This is a genomic window from Nocardioides sp. (genome assembly GCF_041913365.1).
GTDB lineage: Bacteria > Actinomycetota > Actinomycetes > Propionibacteriales > Nocardioidaceae > Nocardioides.
The window spans coordinates 1-17041 of the sequence record NZ_JAYSFM010000019.1 but is presented as its reverse complement, the minus strand read 5'-3'; the positions used below and the strand labels follow the sequence as shown (position 1 = coordinate 17041).

The 17041-nt window shown below is 70.7% G+C and carries 15 protein-coding genes; 5 read left to right on the top strand and 10 right to left on the bottom strand.

Translation table 11 applies throughout. The features are described from left to right. Nucleotide 1: 1 nt before the first annotated feature. The 4 genes from ACE3QY_RS21655 to ACE3QY_RS21640 all read right to left on the bottom strand — a co-directional run bounded on the left by ACE3QY_RS21655 (nt 2) and on the right by ACE3QY_RS21640 (nt 5437). A complete protein-coding gene (locus ACE3QY_RS21655; RefSeq protein ID WP_374458141.1) occupies nt 2-1306 on the bottom strand; it encodes an ABC transporter permease in 1305 nt (434 codons plus the stop codon). Then, nucleotides 1303-2583 carry an ABC transporter permease gene (locus ACE3QY_RS21650; protein WP_374458140.1) on the bottom strand — a complete coding sequence of 427 codons (1281 nt, stop codon included), beginning with the start codon at nt 2581-2583 and terminating at the stop codon, nt 1303-1305. The genes ACE3QY_RS21655 and ACE3QY_RS21650 overlap by 4 nt, the downstream gene beginning before the upstream one ends. Further along, nucleotides 2580-4103, bottom strand: a complete 1524-nt coding sequence (locus tag ACE3QY_RS21645; protein WP_374458139.1) for an ABC transporter ATP-binding protein — start codon at nt 4101-4103, stop codon at nt 2580-2582. The genes ACE3QY_RS21650 and ACE3QY_RS21645 overlap by 4 nt, the downstream gene beginning before the upstream one ends. Nucleotides 4104-4324: 221 nt before the next feature. After that, nucleotides 4325-5437: a BMP family protein gene (locus ACE3QY_RS21640; RefSeq protein ID WP_374458138.1), complete on the bottom strand. Its 1113-nt coding sequence runs from the start codon at nt 5435-5437 to the stop codon at nt 4325-4327. 186 nt (nt 5438-5623) lie between these two features. Between ACE3QY_RS21640 and ACE3QY_RS21635 the strand changes: the two genes are divergently transcribed. The 3 genes from ACE3QY_RS21635 to ACE3QY_RS21625 all read left to right on the top strand — a co-directional run bounded on the left by ACE3QY_RS21635 (nt 5624) and on the right by ACE3QY_RS21625 (nt 9039). Continuing rightward, on the top strand, nt 5624-6040 hold the full coding sequence (locus ACE3QY_RS21635; RefSeq protein WP_374458137.1) for a cytidine deaminase: 417 nt from the start codon (nt 5624-5626) through the stop codon (nt 6038-6040). After that, the gene (locus ACE3QY_RS21630) at nt 6040-7323 is read left to right on the top strand and encodes a thymidine phosphorylase (RefSeq protein WP_374458136.1); all 1284 of its coding nucleotides are present in this window, start codon (nt 6040-6042) and stop codon (nt 7321-7323) included. Before ACE3QY_RS21635 ends, ACE3QY_RS21630 begins: the two co-directional genes overlap by 1 nt. Before the next feature lie 102 nt (nt 7324-7425). Further along, complete coding sequence (locus ACE3QY_RS21625) at nt 7426-9039, top strand: substrate-binding domain-containing protein (protein WP_374458135.1); 1614 nt, start codon at nt 7426-7428, stop codon at nt 9037-9039. Here ACE3QY_RS21625 and ACE3QY_RS21620 read toward each other — a convergent pair whose 3' ends face one another. Next, nucleotides 9040-9492 (bottom strand): MaoC family dehydratase, encoded by a 453-nt coding sequence (locus tag ACE3QY_RS21620; protein ID WP_374458134.1) that lies wholly within the window; start codon nt 9490-9492, stop codon nt 9040-9042. A gap of 50 nt (nt 9493-9542) precedes the next feature. On the opposite strand from ACE3QY_RS21620, the gene ACE3QY_RS21615 reads away from it, so the two are divergent. Then, nucleotides 9543-10619 carry an adenosine deaminase gene (locus ACE3QY_RS21615; protein WP_374458133.1) on the top strand — a complete coding sequence of 359 codons (1077 nt, stop codon included), beginning with the start codon at nt 9543-9545 and terminating at the stop codon, nt 10617-10619. Here ACE3QY_RS21615 and ACE3QY_RS21610 read toward each other — a convergent pair whose 3' ends face one another. Then, nucleotides 10620-11138, bottom strand: coding sequence for a hypothetical protein (locus tag ACE3QY_RS21610; protein WP_374458132.1), 519 nt, complete (start codon nt 11136-11138; stop codon nt 10620-10622). It lies immediately after the preceding gene. Further along, nucleotides 11135-11728 carry an ATP-binding protein gene (locus tag ACE3QY_RS21605; RefSeq protein WP_374458131.1) on the bottom strand — a complete coding sequence of 198 codons (594 nt, stop codon included), beginning with the start codon at nt 11726-11728 and terminating at the stop codon, nt 11135-11137. Before ACE3QY_RS21605 ends, ACE3QY_RS21610 begins: the two co-directional genes overlap by 4 nt. 97 nt (nt 11729-11825) lie before the next feature. On the opposite strand from ACE3QY_RS21605, the gene ACE3QY_RS21600 reads away from it, so the two are divergent. Next, a complete protein-coding gene (locus ACE3QY_RS21600; RefSeq protein ID WP_374458130.1) occupies nt 11826-13502 on the top strand; it encodes a substrate-binding domain-containing protein in 1677 nt (558 codons plus the stop codon). Nucleotides 13503-14073: 571 nt separating this feature from the next. On the opposite strand, the gene ACE3QY_RS21595 is transcribed toward ACE3QY_RS21600, so the two are convergent. The 3 genes from ACE3QY_RS21595 to deoC all read right to left on the bottom strand — a co-directional run. Then, on the bottom strand, nt 14074-14934 hold the full coding sequence (locus ACE3QY_RS21595; protein ID WP_374458129.1) for an aldehyde dehydrogenase family protein: 861 nt from the start codon (nt 14932-14934) through the stop codon (nt 14074-14076). Continuing rightward, nucleotides 14931-16364, bottom strand: coding sequence for an aldehyde dehydrogenase family protein (locus ACE3QY_RS21590; protein ID WP_374458128.1), 1434 nt, complete (start codon nt 16362-16364; stop codon nt 14931-14933). Before ACE3QY_RS21590 ends, ACE3QY_RS21595 begins: the two co-directional genes overlap by 4 nt. 13 nt (nt 16365-16377) lie before the next feature. Continuing rightward, the coding region (gene deoC, locus ACE3QY_RS21585; protein ID WP_374458127.1) for a deoxyribose-phosphate aldolase at nt 16378-17041 on the bottom strand (664 nt) is incomplete at its 5' end.

Sequence of the window (17041 nt, the reverse complement as noted above, 5' to 3'; positions counted from 1 at the left end):
CCTACTGCTGTCGGTAGGGGACGCCGTCGGCCGCGGGCGGTCGCGAGCGACCGACCAGGCCGGCCACCGCGAAGATGGTCACCAGGTAGGGGAGCATCAGCATGAACTGGCTGGGCACGGGCGAGCCGATGGCCGAGAGCACGCCCTGGAGGTTGGACGCGAAGCCGAAGAGCAGCGCGGCGAGGGTGGCCCGGATCGGGTCCCACTTGCCGAAGATGACCGCCGCCAGGGCGATGTAGCCGGCGCCGCCGGTCATCTCACGGTTGAAGCCCGCGACGGAGACCAGGCTGAAGTAGGCGCCGCCCATGCCCGCGATCGCACCGGCGAGCAGGATCGTGCGGTAGCGGGTGCGGTTGACCTTGATGCCCACGGTGTCGGCGGCCTTCGGGTGCTCACCGACCGCGCGGACCCGGAGGCCCCAGCGGGTGCGGTAGAGGGCGTACGCCACGAGCGCGACGACGATGTAGAGCACGTAGACCAGTGCGGTCTGGCGGAAGAAGATCGGGCCGACGAGCGGGATGTCGCCGAGCACGGGGATCGGGACCCGCGAGAACCGCTCGGGGGAGTTGAGGGACTCGGCGTTGGGGGTCAGCACCTGACGGAAGAGGAAGTTCGTCAGGCCGACGACGAGCACGTTGAGCACCACGCCGACGATCACCTGGTCGACGAAGTAGGTGATCGCGAACAGGCCGAGGATCAGCGCGACCAGCGCACCGGCCACCATCGCCGCGAGCAGGCCCGCCCAGGGGGAGCCCGTCAGCGACGCAGTGATCGCCGCGGCGAAGGCGCCGAAGAGGAGCTGGCCCTCGATGGCGATGTTGACGACGCCGGCGCGCTCGCCCAGCACGCCGCCGAGGGCGCCGAACACGAGCGGGATCGCCAGGGCGACCGCGCCGCCGAGCAGGCTGACGATGCGGATCCGGTCGTCGGCCGCCGCCCAGCTGAGGAAGCCCGTCATCCAGGCGACCGCGAACACGATCGGGATCCACCGGGGCTGGCGCGTGTGCGCCAGCATGCGGCGCACGGCCTCCGCGGTGAGCGCGAGGCACACCACCACCATCACCCACGCCGTGGCCATGGACGGCACCACGATGTCGGGCAGCTCCACGAAGTCGGTGTCGGCGGCGAGCTGGAACGTCGTGTCGCCCGCGTGCGACGACCGGAGCAGGACGACGGCCAGCAGCGCGGTGAGCACCCCGAGGAAGATCGGCAGCTTGCGGGTGCCGCGCGCCCGGGTGGGCGTCACCGCCCGGTCGGGAGCCAGCCCGCCGTGGTCGGCGGGCGGCTGGTCGGTCACGGTGCTCACTTGGCCTCCTTGTTGGGGAGCCGGAAGATGGCGCGCACCAGGGGAGGCGCGGCGAGGAAGAGGACGATCAGCGACTGCACGACCAGGACCAGGTCGACCGAGATGTTCTCCGAGGCCTGCATGGTGAAGCCGCCGGCCTTGAGGGCGCCGAACAACAGGCCGGCCGCGAGGATCCCGAGGGGTCGCGAACGACCGAGCAGGGCCACGGTGATGGCGTCGAAGCCGATGGCGGCGTCGAGGTCGAGCGAGACGCCGCTCGTCACGGTGCCGAGCACCTGGTTGACGCCGGCGAGGCCGAGCAGCGCGCCGGCGATCATCATCACGACCGTGTAGGTCCAGCCGACGTTGATGCCCGACGCCCGGGCGGCGTGCGGGTTCTCGCCGACGGCGCGGATCCGGTAGCCGAGGGTGGACCGGCTGAGAAGCCACCACACGACCGCCACGGCGACCAGCGCGAGGACGAAGCCGAGGTGCAGGTTGAAGCGGTCGCCCAGCACCTTGGGCAGGATCGCGCTCTCCTTCATCGGCGGCGACTTGGGGTTGGCCGAGCCGGGCGTCGCCAGCAGCCACTCCTTGGTCAGGGCCCAGAAGAGGAGGTAGTAGCCGACGTAGTTGAGCATGATCGTGAGGATCACCTCGTGGGCGCCGGTGCGGGCCTTGAGGAGGCCGGCGATGCCGGCCCACAGGGCGCCGGCGGCCATGCCGACGAGGATGGCCAGCGGCAGGTGGATGACCATGGGCAGGTCGAGCTTGAAGCCGACCAGGCCGGCAGCGCCGCCCGCGATCAGCATCTGGCCGCGACCGCCGATGTTGAACAGCGCGGCCCGGAAGGCGATGCCGACGCCGAGGCCACCGAGGATGAGGGGGCCGGCGAACTTCAGGCTCTCCGTCAGCGGGCGCCACTGCTGCGCGGGGTCGTCGACGAGGTTGTTGTAGACCGCGCCTCGGAACATCGCGCTGTAGGCGCCGGAGATGGCGTCCCAGAGGGCGGTGAAGAAGTCGGACGGGCGGGCGGTGATGTAGCTGGCGGTCTCCCGGACGTTGGCGTCGGTGGCCGCGATCATCACCGAGCCGACGAAGACGGCGAGGAACACGGCGAGCACGCCGGACAGCGCGTCGCCGGACGCGATCTCGCGCAGCAGCGAGCGGGACCGGTCGCTCCGGGCCGCGCTGGCGTCCTCGGCCGTGTCGACCTCGGGCGCCTCCGGCGCGTCGGGCTTCTCGTCCGGCTTCTCGTCCGGCTTCTCGTCCGGCTGGGGCTTCTCGGTGTCGCTCACGCGACCACGTCCTTCAGGTCGTCCGGGCGCTCGCCGGTCATCATGAGACCGAGGGTCTCGCGGGGGGTGTCGGCCGGGACGATCCCGACGATCTTGCCTCGGTAGAGCACCATGATCCGGTCGGCGAGGGCGACGACCTCGTCGAGCTCGGTGGAGACCACCAGCACCGGGATGCCGCTGTCGCGGGTGGCGACGATCTGCTTGTGGATGAACTCGATCGAGCCGACGTCGACGCCACGGGTGGGCTGGGCCGCGACGAGCAGGCGCAGGTCGCGGGAGAGCTCGCGTGCCACGACGACCTTCTGCTGGTTGCCACCCGAGAGGTTCGAGGCCAGCGAGTCGATGTCGCGGGCGCGGACGTCGTACTCCTTGAGCTTCTTCTCCGCGAAGGCGCGCAGGGGACCGATGCGGAGGGCGCCGTTCTTGGCGAACGGCGACTTGAAGCTGCGGTTGAGCATCAGGTTCTCGGCGATGGTGAAGCCGGGCACGAGGCCGTCGACCTGGCGGTCCTCGGGGATGAACCCGACGCCGGCGTCGAGGATCTTGCGGGTGGACCTGCCGACCAGCTCGACCCCGTCGAGGGTGATCGACCCGCTGATGTCGTCCTGCAGGCCGAGGAGGGCCTCGGTGAGCTCGGTCTGGCCGTTGCCCTGGACACCGGCGACGGCGAGCACCTCGCCCGCCTTGATGGAGAAGCTGATGCCGTCGCACTGCTTGTGGCCGGCGGCGTCGATGACGTGCAGGTCCTTCACGACCAGGGCGTCGTCGCCCAGCTTCGGGGCGTCCTTGTGCACCACCAGCTCGACCGGGCGCCCGACCATCATCGAGGCGAGCTCGGCGTTGCTGGCCTTGGGGTCGGCCTCGCCGACGACCTTGCCGAGCCGGATGACGGTGATCCGATCGGCGACCTCGCGGACCTCGCGCAGCTTGTGGGTGATGAAGACGATGGCCTTCCCGGCCTCGCGGAGCTGGCGCATGATGTCCATCAGCTCGTCGGTCTCCTGCGGGGTCAGCACCGCGGTCGGCTCGTCGAAGACGAGGAGCTCGGCGTCGCGGGAGAGCGCCTTGATGATCTCGACCCGCTGCTGCACCCCGACCGGGAGGTCCTCCACGACCGCGTCCGGGTCGACGTGGAAGCCGAAGCGCTCGGAGATCTCGGTGACCCGCTTGCTGGCCTCGTCGAGGTCGAGCGTGCCGGCGAAACCGGTGGTCTCGTTGCCGAGCATGACGTTCTCGGCGACGGTGAAGACGGGGATGAGCATGAAGTGCTGGTGGACCATGCCGATGCCGACCGCCATCGCGTCGCCGGGCCCGGCGAAGTGCTGGACCTTGCCGTCGAGCTCGATCTCGCCCTCGTCGGCCTTGTAGAGGCCGTAGAGGACGTTCATCAGGGTGGACTTGCCGGCGCCGTTCTCACCGAGCAGGCAGTGGATCTCGCCGGGCTCGACGGTGAGGGAGATCGATTCGTTTGCCACCACGCTGCCGAAGCGTTTGGTGATGCCTCGCAGGACGAGTCTCATGGCATCGCATCCTAGGGGTCGGAATGATCGGGGGGTCAGCCCCGGGGGATGGTACGAGCGGGCGCGCGGAGGAGGCCGCGGGGAAGGTTAACCGGCACCGGACCAGTGGTCTGGCCAAAGATGTGCCAAACCTTGCGACGCCGCTCTGGCAAGACGAGCGCAAGAGAAGAGGGAGGCCGACGAACGCGTCGGCCTCCCTCCTCGGTGGAGCGTGCTGGTGATCAGTTCAGGTAGGACGTCACCTTGATCGAGCCGTCGATGATGCCGGCCTTGACCGTGTCGAGCTCGGCGGCCAGCTCGGGGTTGACCTTGCTCTCGAACTCGTGGAACGGCGCGATGCCGACACCGTCGTTCTCGAGCGTGCCGATGTAGGGGGCGAAGTCGAACTCGTCGTTGCCCGCCGCAAGGACGGCCTCGTAGGTCGACACCTTCATGCCCTTGAGGATCGAGGTCATGACGTAGGGCTGGGTGGCCGGGTCGGTCTCGTAGAGGTCGGCGTCCACGCCCAGCATGGCGATGTCCTTGCCGGAGTCCTCGATCGCGGTGATGGCGCCCTGGTAGATCGGGCCACCCACGGGGAGGATCACGTCGACGTCCTGGTCGAGGATCTGCTTGGCGGTGCTGGTCGCGGCCTCGTTGGCCTCGAAGCCACCGGTGAAGGAACCGTTCTTGCCGTCCCAGCCGACGACCTCGACGTCCTTCTTCTTCTCCTTGGCGTAGTACTCGGCGCCCTGCTTGAAGCCGTCCATGAAGATGGTGACGGTCGGGAAGGGCATGCCGCCGTAGGTGCCGACCTTGCCGGTCTTGGTGTAGTCGGCAGCGGCGTAGCCGGCCAGGAACGCGGCCTGGGCGGTGTCGTAGAGCAGCGGCTTGATGTTCTCGACGTCAGCCTTGCCGTCGAAGGTCGCGCCGTCCTCGCCGCCGTCGGCGGAGTCGTCGATCAGGACGTACTCGATGTCGGGGTTGGCCTTGGCCGACTCCTTGGTGGCCGAGGCCAGGGCGAAGCCGACGGTCACGATCACGTCGCAGCCCTGACCGACGAGGCTCTCCAGGTTGGGGCCGAAGTCGTTCTCGCTGTTGGACTCGACCTTGATCAGCTCGACGCCGAGCTCCTCGGCGGCCTGGTTGGCGCCCTCGTAGCCCAGCTGGTTGAACGACTTGTCGTCGAAACCGCCTGCGTCGGAGACGATGCAGGGCTGGAAGTCGCTCGCGGCCTCGGTCCCACTGCCGCCGCCGGTGTTGTCATCCTCGGGCGCGTCACCACACGCAGCCAGGGTCGCGGCCGCCAGGAGCGCCACGAGGCCGCTCGAGACGACCTTCCTCGACTTCTTCACAAATGCCTCCAAATTCGTGCACCCCCGGGGTGGGGTCAGCTTTCCGGCGACATGATGCCCGCAGGTTCGCCACCCGTCACGCGGATCGGGCGTACTGAAATGCGTTTGAGACCTAAAAGTCACAGGACTTCTTTCGGCGGAACCTGCCGAAGACCTTCTCGTCCGCGTATGCGCCATAGTTGCCGCGTGGATCAGACGGACTGGGACGACTTGAGGGCCGCTGCGACCGAGGTGATGCGCCACGCCTACGCGCCGTACTCCGGGTACGCCGTCGGCGCCGCCGCACGCGTGGACGACGGCCGCGTGGTGTCGGGCTGCAACGTGGAGAACGCGGCGTACGGCGTCGTGCTGTGCGCGGAGTGCGGCCTGGTGTCGCAGCTGCACGCCACCGGGGGCGGTCGGCTGACCCACTTCGTCTGCGTCAACGGCGAGGGCGAGATCATCATGCCGTGCGGGCGCTGCCGCCAGCTGCTCTTCGAGCACGGTGGCCGCGACCTGCTGGTCTGGACCGTCACGGGGGTCCGGCCCATGTCCGAGGTGCTTCCCGACGCCTTCGGACCAGACGACCTCGCCCACGTGGCGAAGCAGGAGGAGGACAGCTGATGCCCGCACACGACGCCGTCGAGGTGATCCTCGCCAAGCGCGACAAGCAGGAGCTGAGCGACAGCCAGATCGACTGGGTCATCGACGCCTACACGCGGGGCGAGGTCGCCGACGAGCAGATGTCGGCCCTGGCGATGGCGATCCTGCTCAACGGCATGAACCGCACCGAGATCGCCCGCTGGACCGCGGCGATGATCGCCTCGGGCGAGCGGATGGACTTCTCCACCCTGTCCCGGCCCACGGCCGACAAGCACTCCACGGGCGGCGTGGGCGACAAGATCACCCTGCCGCTGGCGCCGCTCGTCGCGGCCTGCGGTGTGGCGGTGCCGCAGCTCTCCGGCCGCGGGCTGGGCCACACCGGCGGCACCCTCGACAAGCTCGAGTCGATCCCCGGCTGGCGGGCGCTGCTCAGCAACGAGGAGATGTTCTCGATCCTCGAGGACGTCGGTGCGGTGGTCTGCGCCGCCGGCGACGGCCTGGCGCCGGCCGACAAGAAGCTCTACGCCCTGCGCGACGTCACCGGCACCGTCGAGGCCATCCCGCTGATCGCCAGCTCGATCATGAGCAAGAAGATCGCCGAGGGCACCGGCGCGCTGGTGCTCGACGTCAAGGTCGGCAGCGGCGCCTTCATGAAGGACCTCGGCACCGCCCGCGAGCTCGCGGAGACGATGGTGGCCCTCGGCACCGACGCCGGGGTGCACACGGTCGCACTGCTCACCGACATGGCCACGCCGCTGGGCCTGACCGCCGGCAACGCGATCGAGGTCGCCGAGTCGGTCGAGGTGCTCGCCGGCGGCGGTCCCGCCGACGTGGTCGAGCTGACCCTCGCCCTGGCCCGCGAGATGCTCGCCGGCGCGGGTCGCGACGACGTCGACCCGGCCGAGAAGCTGGCCGACGGCTCGGCGATGGACGCGTGGAAGGCGATGATCCGGGCGCAGGGCGGCGACCCCGACGCCGCGCTCCCGCAGGCGAAGGAGTCGCACGTCGTCACCGCGCCCGCGAGCGGCACGCTGACCCGGCTCGACGCGATGGCGGTCGGCCTGGCGGCCTGGCGCCTCGGAGCGGGTCGGGCCCGCAAGGAGGACCCGGTCCAGGCCGGTGCCGGCGTGGTCTGGCACGCCCGCCCGGGCGACACCGTGACCGAGGGCGAGCCGCTGTTCACCCTGCTCACCGACGAGCCGGAGCGCTTCGACCGCGCGCTGGCCTCGCTCGACGGCGGCTACGACATCGGCGACGGGTCGTCCTTCACCCCGACCGACCTCGTCCTGGACCGGATTTCCTGACCGAGCGGTCCTCACCAACTCTGGCGAAGACCCGTCGGTAACCCCCCGATCTCTTTACCTTGCGACCTAGCGTCGCGGGTGTCTCAAGGGGCGGGGGGTCCCATGAACAACCTTGACGAGCGCGACGGGGGCCGCGCGAGCATGAGGACACCCGTCCTCGTAGTCCTCCTCCTGGTGACCGGCATCGTCGTCGGCGGTGGCGCCGCCTACCTGCTGATGTCCCGCGACGGCACGTCCGCAGCCGGCGCGGACTCGTGCGGCGCCTACGACACGATCGAGCTCACCGTCGGGCCGGAGCTCTACGGCGCGGTCCTCAAGGCGGTCGAGGAGACCGCGCCCGAGTGCACGCGGGTCGAGCCGGACCTGCGCCCCGGCATCGACGTGGCCAAGGGCGTGGCCCTCGGGGGTGCCGTCCCGGACATCTGGATCCCGGAGTCCCGCTTCCTCACCACGAAGGCCTACGTCGGCAACGCCAGGCTGCGGGTGCTCGCCCGGAGCCTCGCGCACACACCGGTCCTGCTCGTGGGCGGCAAGTCCGCCCGCAGGTTCGACTCGTGGGGTGACGCCGAGACGTCCGGGCTGGTGTCGGTGCCCGACCCCGAGACGACCGTCGCCGGCACCCTCGCCGTGGTCGCACCGCAGGCGGAGGCCCGGGCGGTCGGGCGCAGCGTCGTCGACGCCCGCCAGCTCGTCGTACCGTTCGCGCAGACCTACGGTGCCCGCCGTTCGCGCGGGGACGACGCCGAGGTTGCGCCGGCGATGTTCGCCCGCAGCTCCTCGCGCCTGGTGGTGACCACCGAGCAGGAGCTCGCCTCCGTCCAGGGCCGCAGCGACCTGCGCGACCTGACCCCCGCCGTGGGTGCCCCGGCCCTGGACTTCCCGATGGCCGTGAGCGAGGACGCCGAGCCCGCCGCGCGCGAGGTGGCCCGCGCGCTCGCCGACTACCTCGGCAGCCCGGACGGCCGTGCCGAGCTCAACGCGGAGGGCCTCAGGGCCACCGGCGACCAGCGGTCACCCGGGTCCGTCTCGACCGTGACGACCGTGCTCCCGACGCCGACCGGCGCGTCCATCTCCGGCACCGTCCAGTCGTGGCGCACGCTCGCCGTGCCGTCGTCGATCCTGGCCGTCGTCGACGCCTCGGGGTCGATGGACTTCAGCGCCGGGACGGGCACCCGGATGGACCTCCTGGCCGACGCGGCCGGCATCGGCCTGTCGTTCCTGCCCGACCACGCGCGGGTCGGTCTGTGGGTCTTCTCGATCGACAAGGGCGGCCCGGGCCGGGACTGGCGCGAGCTCGAGCCGATCCGGCGCCTCGACGACCTGCGCTTCGGCCGCACCCAGCGCTACGCGCTGCGCCAGCGGGCGATGGAGATGCCGGGCCTCACCGACGGCGGCACCGGGCTCTACGACACGGCGCTGGCGGCGTACAAGGAGGCCGTGCGCAGCTACCGGCCCCACTACTCCAACGCCGTCGTGCTGATGACGGACGGTCAGAACGAGGATCCCGGGTCCATCGGGCTGCGCCCGCTGCTGGCGCAGCTGAAGGCACTGCGTGACCCGGACCGGCCGGTGCGGCTGGTGGGCATCGCGATCAGCGGCGACGCCGACCTGGCCGCGCTCGAGCAGATGGCCCACGTCACCGGTGGCGAGGCCTACCTCGCGGCGCAGCCCCAGGACATCCTCGAGGTGTTCGCGAAGGCGGTGCTGTCGCGGTAGTCAGCCGAGCAGGAGCACCACGTGGGCGGCCACGCAGGCGGGCTTGTCGTGGCCCTCGAGCTCGACGGTGTGCTCGACGATGAGCTGCTTGCCCTGGGCGAGCCCGCGCACCTCGCCGAAGCGCACGTGCGAGCGGAGCCTGCTGTCGACCGGCACCGGGCTGGGGAAGCGGACCTTCTCCAGGCCGTAGTTGAGCCGGGCGCCGGGGGTCTCGAGGCGGAACACCTCCGAGGCGAAGTGGGGGAGCAGGCTCAGGGTGAGGAAGCCGTGGGCGATCGTCGTGCCGAAGGGTCCGGCGGCGGCCGCCTCGGTGTCGACGTGGATCCACTGGTGGTCGAGCGTGGCGTCGGCGAAGGCATCGATGCGGGCCTGGTCGACCACGAGCCAGTCGCTGGTGCCGATGTCGGACCCGGCGGCCGCGACGACGTCGTCGAGCGTGGTGAAGGTGCGCATGGGCACGAACCCTAGTGCTCGCTCCCGGGCGCGCCTGATTGGATGGCCCGATGACCACTCCCACCCGCGACCAGGTGCACGCGGCACCCAAGGTGCTGCTGCACGACCACCTCGACGGCGGGCTCCGCCCCCAGACCATCGTCGAGCTGGCCGCGGACATCGGTCACGAGCTCCCGGCGGGCGACGCCGAGTCCCTGGGCCGGTGGTTCACCGAGGCGGCCGACTCCGGCTCGCTGGTGCGCTACCTCGAGACCTTCGACCACACCGTCGCGGTGATGCAGACCGGGCCCGCGATCACCCGCGTCGCCCGCGAGTGCGTCGAGGACCTGGCCGCCGACGGCGTGGTCTACGCCGAGATCCGCTACGCCCCCGAGCAGCACGTCACCGGCGGCCTGACCCTCGACGAGGTCGTCGCGGCGGTGCAGGAGGGCTTCGACGAGGGCATGGCCGCCAGCGGCGGCAGGATCGTCGTACGCCAGCTGCTGACCGCGATGCGCCACCAGGCCCGCTCGATGGAGATCGCCGAGCTCGCGATCGCCTGGCGCGACCGCGGCGTGGCGGGCTTCGACATCGCCGGCGCCGAGGCCGGCTTCCCTCCCACCCGCCACCTCGACGCGTTCGAGTACCTCCAGCGCGAGAACGCGCACTTCACGATCCACGCAGGCGAGGCCTTCGGGCTGCCGTCGATCTGGCAGGCGATCCAGTGGTGCGGCGCCGACCGGCTCGGCCACGGCGTGCGCATCATCGACGACATCACGGTCGGCGACGACGGGTCGGTCGAGCTGGGCCGGCTCGCGGCCTACGTCCGCGACAAGCGGATCCCGCTGGAGATGTGCCCGAGCTCCAACATCCAGACCGGCGCCGCGGAGTCCTTCGCCGAGCACCCGATCGGGCTGCTGACCAAGCTGCGCTTCCGGGTCACGGTCAACACCGACAACCGGCTGATGAGCGGCACGTCGATGACCGAGGAGATGCACGGCCTGGTCGAGGCGTTCGGCTACACCCTCGCGGACCTGCGGTGGTTCACCATCAACGCGATGAAGTCGGCCTTCCTGCCCTTCGACGAGCGCCTGGCGATCATCGACGAGGTCGTCAAGCCGGGCTACGCCGCCCTCATCGACGGCTGATCAGCGAGGGCTGATCACGCACCACGGCAGGTCCCACCCGGCCAGCCGGAGCGCCCCGGACTCCCAGCGCTCCCGTGGCACGTCGACGAGCCGTCCGGAGGACGGCTCGTAGGTCGTCGCGCGGTCGTCCTCGACGGCGGTGACCAGCACGACGTGGCGCGGCAGCAGCCGGCTGCCGACGTAGACGACGACCGGCCGGTCGGGCGCCACGGCGGCCAGGTGCGGCCAGACCCGCCGGCGCAGCCGCACCGGGTGGACGGCGTACGGCACGCCGGTGACCAGGCGGAGGTCGCGCGCGGCCGCCCACGGCGGGGTGCCGACCGCCCGCAGCCAGGGGACCTGCCAGCCGCCACGGACGTCGGCGAGGGACGTCAGCCGGCGGTGCAGGGAGGCGGCCTCGCGGGCGAAGGTGGCCTGGTCGTGGACCAAGCCGGCGTAGCGCGCATCGATGAGCCGTCGCGCCATCACGAGCGACGCGGCGCCGCAGGAGCGGCGGTCGGGCTGCTGGAGCCTGGTCACGGGCGGGTCAGCTCGGCGTAGGCCTGGTCCCCGGTGGCCCGGCGGCACCCCTGCCGGAGCGCGTGGGCGACCACCCGCTGCTGGTCGCGCATGAGGGCCACGCCGCGCCGGACGAGGACCAGCGGTGGCTTGCGGTGCTCGCGCAGGTCGCGGGTGAGCCGCCGCCAGAAGGTGACCAGCGGGTGCTGGGTGATGCAGTACGCCGCCGCCAGCATGCCCTCCGCGCGGCAGGTGGCCACCACGTCGGGGGCGAAGATGCCCTCCGCGACGAACCGCGGGCTCCCGCCCAGGTCGACGGTCCGGGAGCCGCAGCGCCCGTTCTGGGCGATCTCGTAGACCGGCACCTCGCTGCGACCGGTGGCGCACAGCTCGCGCAGCGAGGCGAGGGCGTCCTCCCGGTGCCAGGAGTCGGGATGGTCCCAGTCGACGAGTCCGGCGTTGGCTCCCGAGGCGATCCGGGGGAGCGAGGGGTCGTCACCGTCCTTGTAGAAGTCGTCGAGGCGGAGGACCGGCAGGCCGAGGCGCTCGGCCAGGCGGGACTTCCCGGCGCCGCTGGGACCGGCCAGGACGACCACCTGGGCGTGTGTCATTTGTTACTGACTCGTTTCGTTGTTCGGCCACGGACGGACAGGCTGGAGATTAGTCTCGCCCAGACCCCTGATTGACAGTTCCTCTGGGAGGACTCCAATGAGTCTTGACGACTCGACTCCCGCGCCCGAGAGCGCGGACAACCCCGGGCACGCGAAGCGGCGTCCCGGCCTGACCGGCAACCCCCTGCTGCTCGTCGGTCTCGCGCTGCTCCTGGTGATCGGCCTCGTCGGCTTCTTCGCCCTGCGCGGCGGCGACGACAGCGAGGCGGCGGACTGCGTCTCCGAGCAGGTGACGCTGACCACCGCCCCCGTGATGGAGAGCCTGGTCGAGCAGGCGGTCAAGGACGTCAACGCGGACGAGCCGTGCATCGACATCAAGGTCACTTCCGGGACCGTGAAGGACGTCGTGGCGCTGCTGGCCGACCCCAACGCCGAGCTCCCGGAGATCTGGATCCCGGACAGCCCGACGTGGAAGGGCCAGCTCACCTCCGCCGGCTGGACCGGCACGCCGGTCGCCGACGTCCTCGCGCAGACCCCCGTCGGCCTGGTCGGCGGCCCCGCCGCCAAGGCGCCCGCCTCCTGGGCCGCGGCCCTCGACGGCGGCAGCCTGGCCATGGCCGACCCGAGCGCCCAGGGCGCCTCCGCGCTGGCCCTGCTCGCGCCGTACGCCGAGATGAAGACCACCGGCGAGACCCCGGCCTCCATCGAGGAGAAGACCGTCCCGGTCGCGCAGACCTACGGCGAGCGTGCCGTGGCAGGCGGCAGCTCCGAGACCGACCTGACCACGATCTCGGCGACCAGCACCCAGCTGGTGCCGGCGACCGAGCAGGCCTACCTCGCGGCCCGCCGCAGCAACGACCAGCTCACGCTCGTCGCGCCCGCCACCGGCGTGCCGATGCTGCAGTTCCCGCTGATCGACGTCAACCGCGGCAGCAAGGACATCCTGGCCTCCGGCGGCGACCTGTCCGCCCGCGTGGGCCGGGCGATGGCACGCTGGTTCACCTCCAGCGCCGGCGTCGAGGCGATCGCCGAGGCCGAGCTGCGTGGCCCCGACGGCACCGCCCTGCCCGAGGGCATCGGGATGGGCGACTCCAAGATCCTGCCCAAGGTCCCGCAGAAGACCACCGACGACACCCTGCGCCAGTGGCGCGTGCTGTCGGTCCCCTCGAGCATCCTGGCGGTCGTCGACCTGTCCGGCTCGATGAAGATGGCGATCGGCGACACCACCCGCATCGGGCTCGCCGTCCAGGCCTCGCAGGTGGCGCTCGACGCCTTCCCGGCCCAGGCCCGCATCGGCATCTGGGGCTTCTCCAAGAACCGCGGCGCCAACGGCGCCTCGTGGGAGGAGTACGCCACCCTCGACCGCCTCGACGCCCCGGCCGCCGACGGCCAGACCCACGGCGACGTGGTCCGGTCGGAGGCCGACAAGCTCGTCAGCCGCGTCAAGGGCGGCACCGGCGTCATGGACACCACCCTGGCGGCCTACAAGTACGCCCAGGAGAAGTGGGACCCGGCCTGGTTCAACTCCGTGGTGATCTTCACCGACGGCGCCAGCGACGACTCGAGCTCGCTCACCCTGGAGTCGCTGGTCAACCAGCTGAAGTCGATCCGCGACCCCGCGAAGCCGGTCAAGGTGATCATCATCGGCATCTCGCAGGACGCCGACACGGGCGAGCTCGACCAGATCGCCGCGGCGACCGGTGGCCAGAACTACCTGGTGAACAACCCCAACGAGATCCTCGGGGTGCTCGCCTCGGCGCTGCTCAACCGCTGATCTGCCTCTGACACCGGTCCAGGGATGGATTTCCACTCGCACGAGTGGAGATCCATCCCTGTTCTGCGTGGTCCACGCTCAGGGCCAGATGAAGGTCCACCCGTGTGCGTGGAAGTTCATCGGGCCCGCTGATGACGCTCCCCGTGCGCGAAGCTGGCCACTGCGGCGGCGATCGGCTCGAGCTGGCCAAGGCATCCGGATCTGTCGATGTGCGGATGAAGGGGACAGGGTGCGGCAGGGACTACCTGGGGTCACGATCGTTGACCTCGCGAGCGGGCCTCCCGCCTGCCGCCCTCTACTCCTGCCGCTTCGGCTTTCGCCTCGGGCTCCCCTGAGAACCTGTTGTCGGGATGGGACGAGAGTACTGAGCAGTGTCCGCACGTGCCGCGATGTGCGTGATGACGCCGGCCGCCGGACGTCAGGAGTTCTTCCGGCTCGAATCGGAGGTTCTCATGACGTCATGGCCGGTGTTCGCTGGGATGACCTAGAGCCACGACGTCCCGCGATGACGCACCCTGCAACGAAGGCCCCCGGAGATCGCTCCGGGGGCCTTCGTCGTGTCGTGCGGCGCTCAGACGCCGATCGGGTGCCAGACCGTCTTGGTCTCCAGGAACCGGGTCATCCGGTCCAGGTCGGGCTCGACGAGCCAGTCGGTGTCGGGGGCGGGACGGCGTACGCGCTTGAGGTTGTCGGCCGCGGCCACCTCGAGCCCGGTGGCCAGCTCGGCGTCGTCGACGCCGGTCAGGTCGATGCCGTTGACGTCCATGTGCGAGGCCAGCCAGGGCGCGATCTCGGCCTGCGAGCCGGTGAGCACGTTGACCACGCCCCCGGGCAGGTCGCTGGTCGCCATGACCTCGCCGAGGGTGATCGCGGTCAGCGGGTTGTCCTCGCTGGCGACCACCACGACGGTGTTGCCGGTGATGATGAGCGGCGCGACGACGCTGACCAGGCCCAGGAGGGCCCCGCGGGGCGCGACCACGGCGATGACACCGCTCGGCTCGGGCGTGGACAGGTTGAAGAACGGGCCGGCGACCGGGTTGGCGTTGCCGACGACCTGGGTGATCTTGTCGGCCCAGCCGGCGTACCAGACGAGGCGGTCGATCGCGGCGTCGACGTAGGTGCGCGCCCTGGCCGCGGTGATGCCCTCCGCGGCACGGAGCTCGGCCTCGAACTGCTCGCGGCGGCCCTCGAGGACCTCGGCGACGCGGTAGACGACCTGCGCCCGGTTGTACGCCGTCTTGCCAGACCAGCCGGGGAAGGCCGCACGAGCCGCCACGACGGCGTCGCGGGCGTCCTTGCGCGAGGCCTGGGCGGCGTTGGCGAGCAGGCGGCCCTTGGCGTCGTTGACGACGTAGGAGCGGCCCGACTCCGAGCGGGGGAACTGGCCCCCGATGTAGAGCTTGTAGGTCTTGCGTACGTCGATGCGGCTCACGCGTCCGCTCCCTTCAGGTAGGCCTCGAGGCCGTGGCGGCCGCCCTCGCGGCCGTATCCGGACTCCTTGTAGCCGCCGAACGGCGAGGTCGGGTCGAACTTGTTGAAGGTGTTGGCCCAGACCACGCCCGCACGGAGCCGGTTGGCCATGGAGAGGATGCGGGAGCCCTTGTCGGTCCACACGCCCGCGGACAGGCCGAACGGGGTGTTGTTGGCCTTCTCGATCGCCTCCGAGGGCGTGCGGAAGGTCAGCACCGACAGCACCGGGCCGAAGATCTCCTCGCGGGCGATCCGGTGGGCCTGGGAGACGCCGGTGAAGATCGTCGGCGGGAACCAGAAGCCCTTGGTGGGCAGGTCGCAGGCGACCTCCCAGCGCTCGGCGCCCTCGGCGTCGCCGACCTGCGACAGCTCGCGGATCCGCATGAGCTGCTCGCCGGAGTTGATGGCGCCGATGTCGGTGTTCTTGTCCAGCGGGTCGCCCATGCGCAGCGTCGACATGCGCCGCTTGAGGCGCTCGAGCAGGTCGTCGGCGATGGACTCCTGCACGAGCAGGCGGGAGCCGGCGCAGCAGACGTGGCCCTGGTTGAAGAAGATGCCGTTGACGATGCCCTCGACCGCCTGGTCGATGGGGGCGTCGTCGAAGACGATGTTGGCGGCCTTGCCGCCGAGCTCGAGGGTGACCTTCTTGTCGGTGCCGGCCACGGCCCGGGCGATGGCCTTGCCGACCTCGGTCGACCCGGTGAACGCCACCTTGTCGACGTCGGGGTGCGACACGATGGCGCGGCCGGTGTCGCCCGCGCCGGTGACGATGTTGACGACGCCGGGCGGGAGGTCGGCCTGCTGGCAGATCTCCGCGAACAGCAGCGCGGTCAGCGGGGTCGTCTCGGCCGGCTTGAGCACGACCGTGTTGCCGCACGCCAGCGCCGGGGCGATCTTCCACGCCAGCATCAGCAGCGGGAAGTTCCACGGGATGACCTGGCCGGCGACGCCGAGCGGGGTCGAACCGTAGCCGGAGTACTCCAGCTTGTCGGCCCAGCCGGCGTAGTAGAAGAAGTGCGCGGCGACGATCGGGACGTCGACGTCGCGCGACTCCTTGATCGGCTTGCCGTTGTCGATCGACTCCAGGACGGCGAGCTCGCGGCCACGCTCCTGGATGATCCGGGCGATCCGGTAGAGGTACTTGGCGCGCTCGGCGCCCGACATCCGCGACCAGACGCGGGTGTAGGCGCGGCGGGCGGCCTTGACGGCCTCGTCGACGTCGGCGTCGCTGGCCTCGGCGACCTCGGCGAGGACCTCCTCGGTCGCGGGGTTGATGGTCTTGAACGCGGTGCCGGTGCCGTCGGTGGACTCACCGTTGATGAACAGGCCGTAGGACGGCTTGATGTCGACGACGGCTCGCGACTCCGGTGCGGGGGCGTACTCGAAAGACATGTCTGAAATCGCCTCAGTCCAGCGTGAAGTAGTCGGGACCGGAGTAGCGACCGGTCGTCATCTTGGTGCGCTGCATCAGCAGGTCGTTGAGCAGCGTGGACGCACCGAAGCGGAACCAGTCGGGGTCGAGCCAGTCGTCGCCGCAGATCTCGTTGACCATCACGAGGTACTTGATGGCGTCCTTGGTGGTCTTGATGCCACCGGCGGGCTTCACGCCGACCATCTGGCCGGTCTGCTCGCGGAAGTCACGCACCGCCTCGAGCATGATCAGCGTGACGGGCAGCGTGGCCGCCGGCTGCACCTTGCCGGTGGAGGTCTTGATGAAGTGGCCGCCGGCCATCATCGCGAGCCAGCTGGCGCGGCGGACGTTGTCGTAGGTCTGCAGCTCGCCGGTCTCGAAGATCACCTTGAGGTGCGCGTCCCCGCACGCCTCCCGGACCTGGGCGATCTCCTCGAAGACCTGGAGGTAGCGGCCGGAGAGGAACGCGCCACGGTCGATGACCATGTCGATCTCGTCGGCGCCGGCCTCGACGGCGTCCTGCGTGTCGGCGAGCTTGATGTCCAGGGCCGCGCGGCCGCTCGGGAAGGCCGTCGCCACGGCGGCGACGTGGACGCCGGAGTCGCCCAGCGTCTCCTTCGCGGTGGCGACCATGTCGGGGTAGACGCAGACGGCCGCG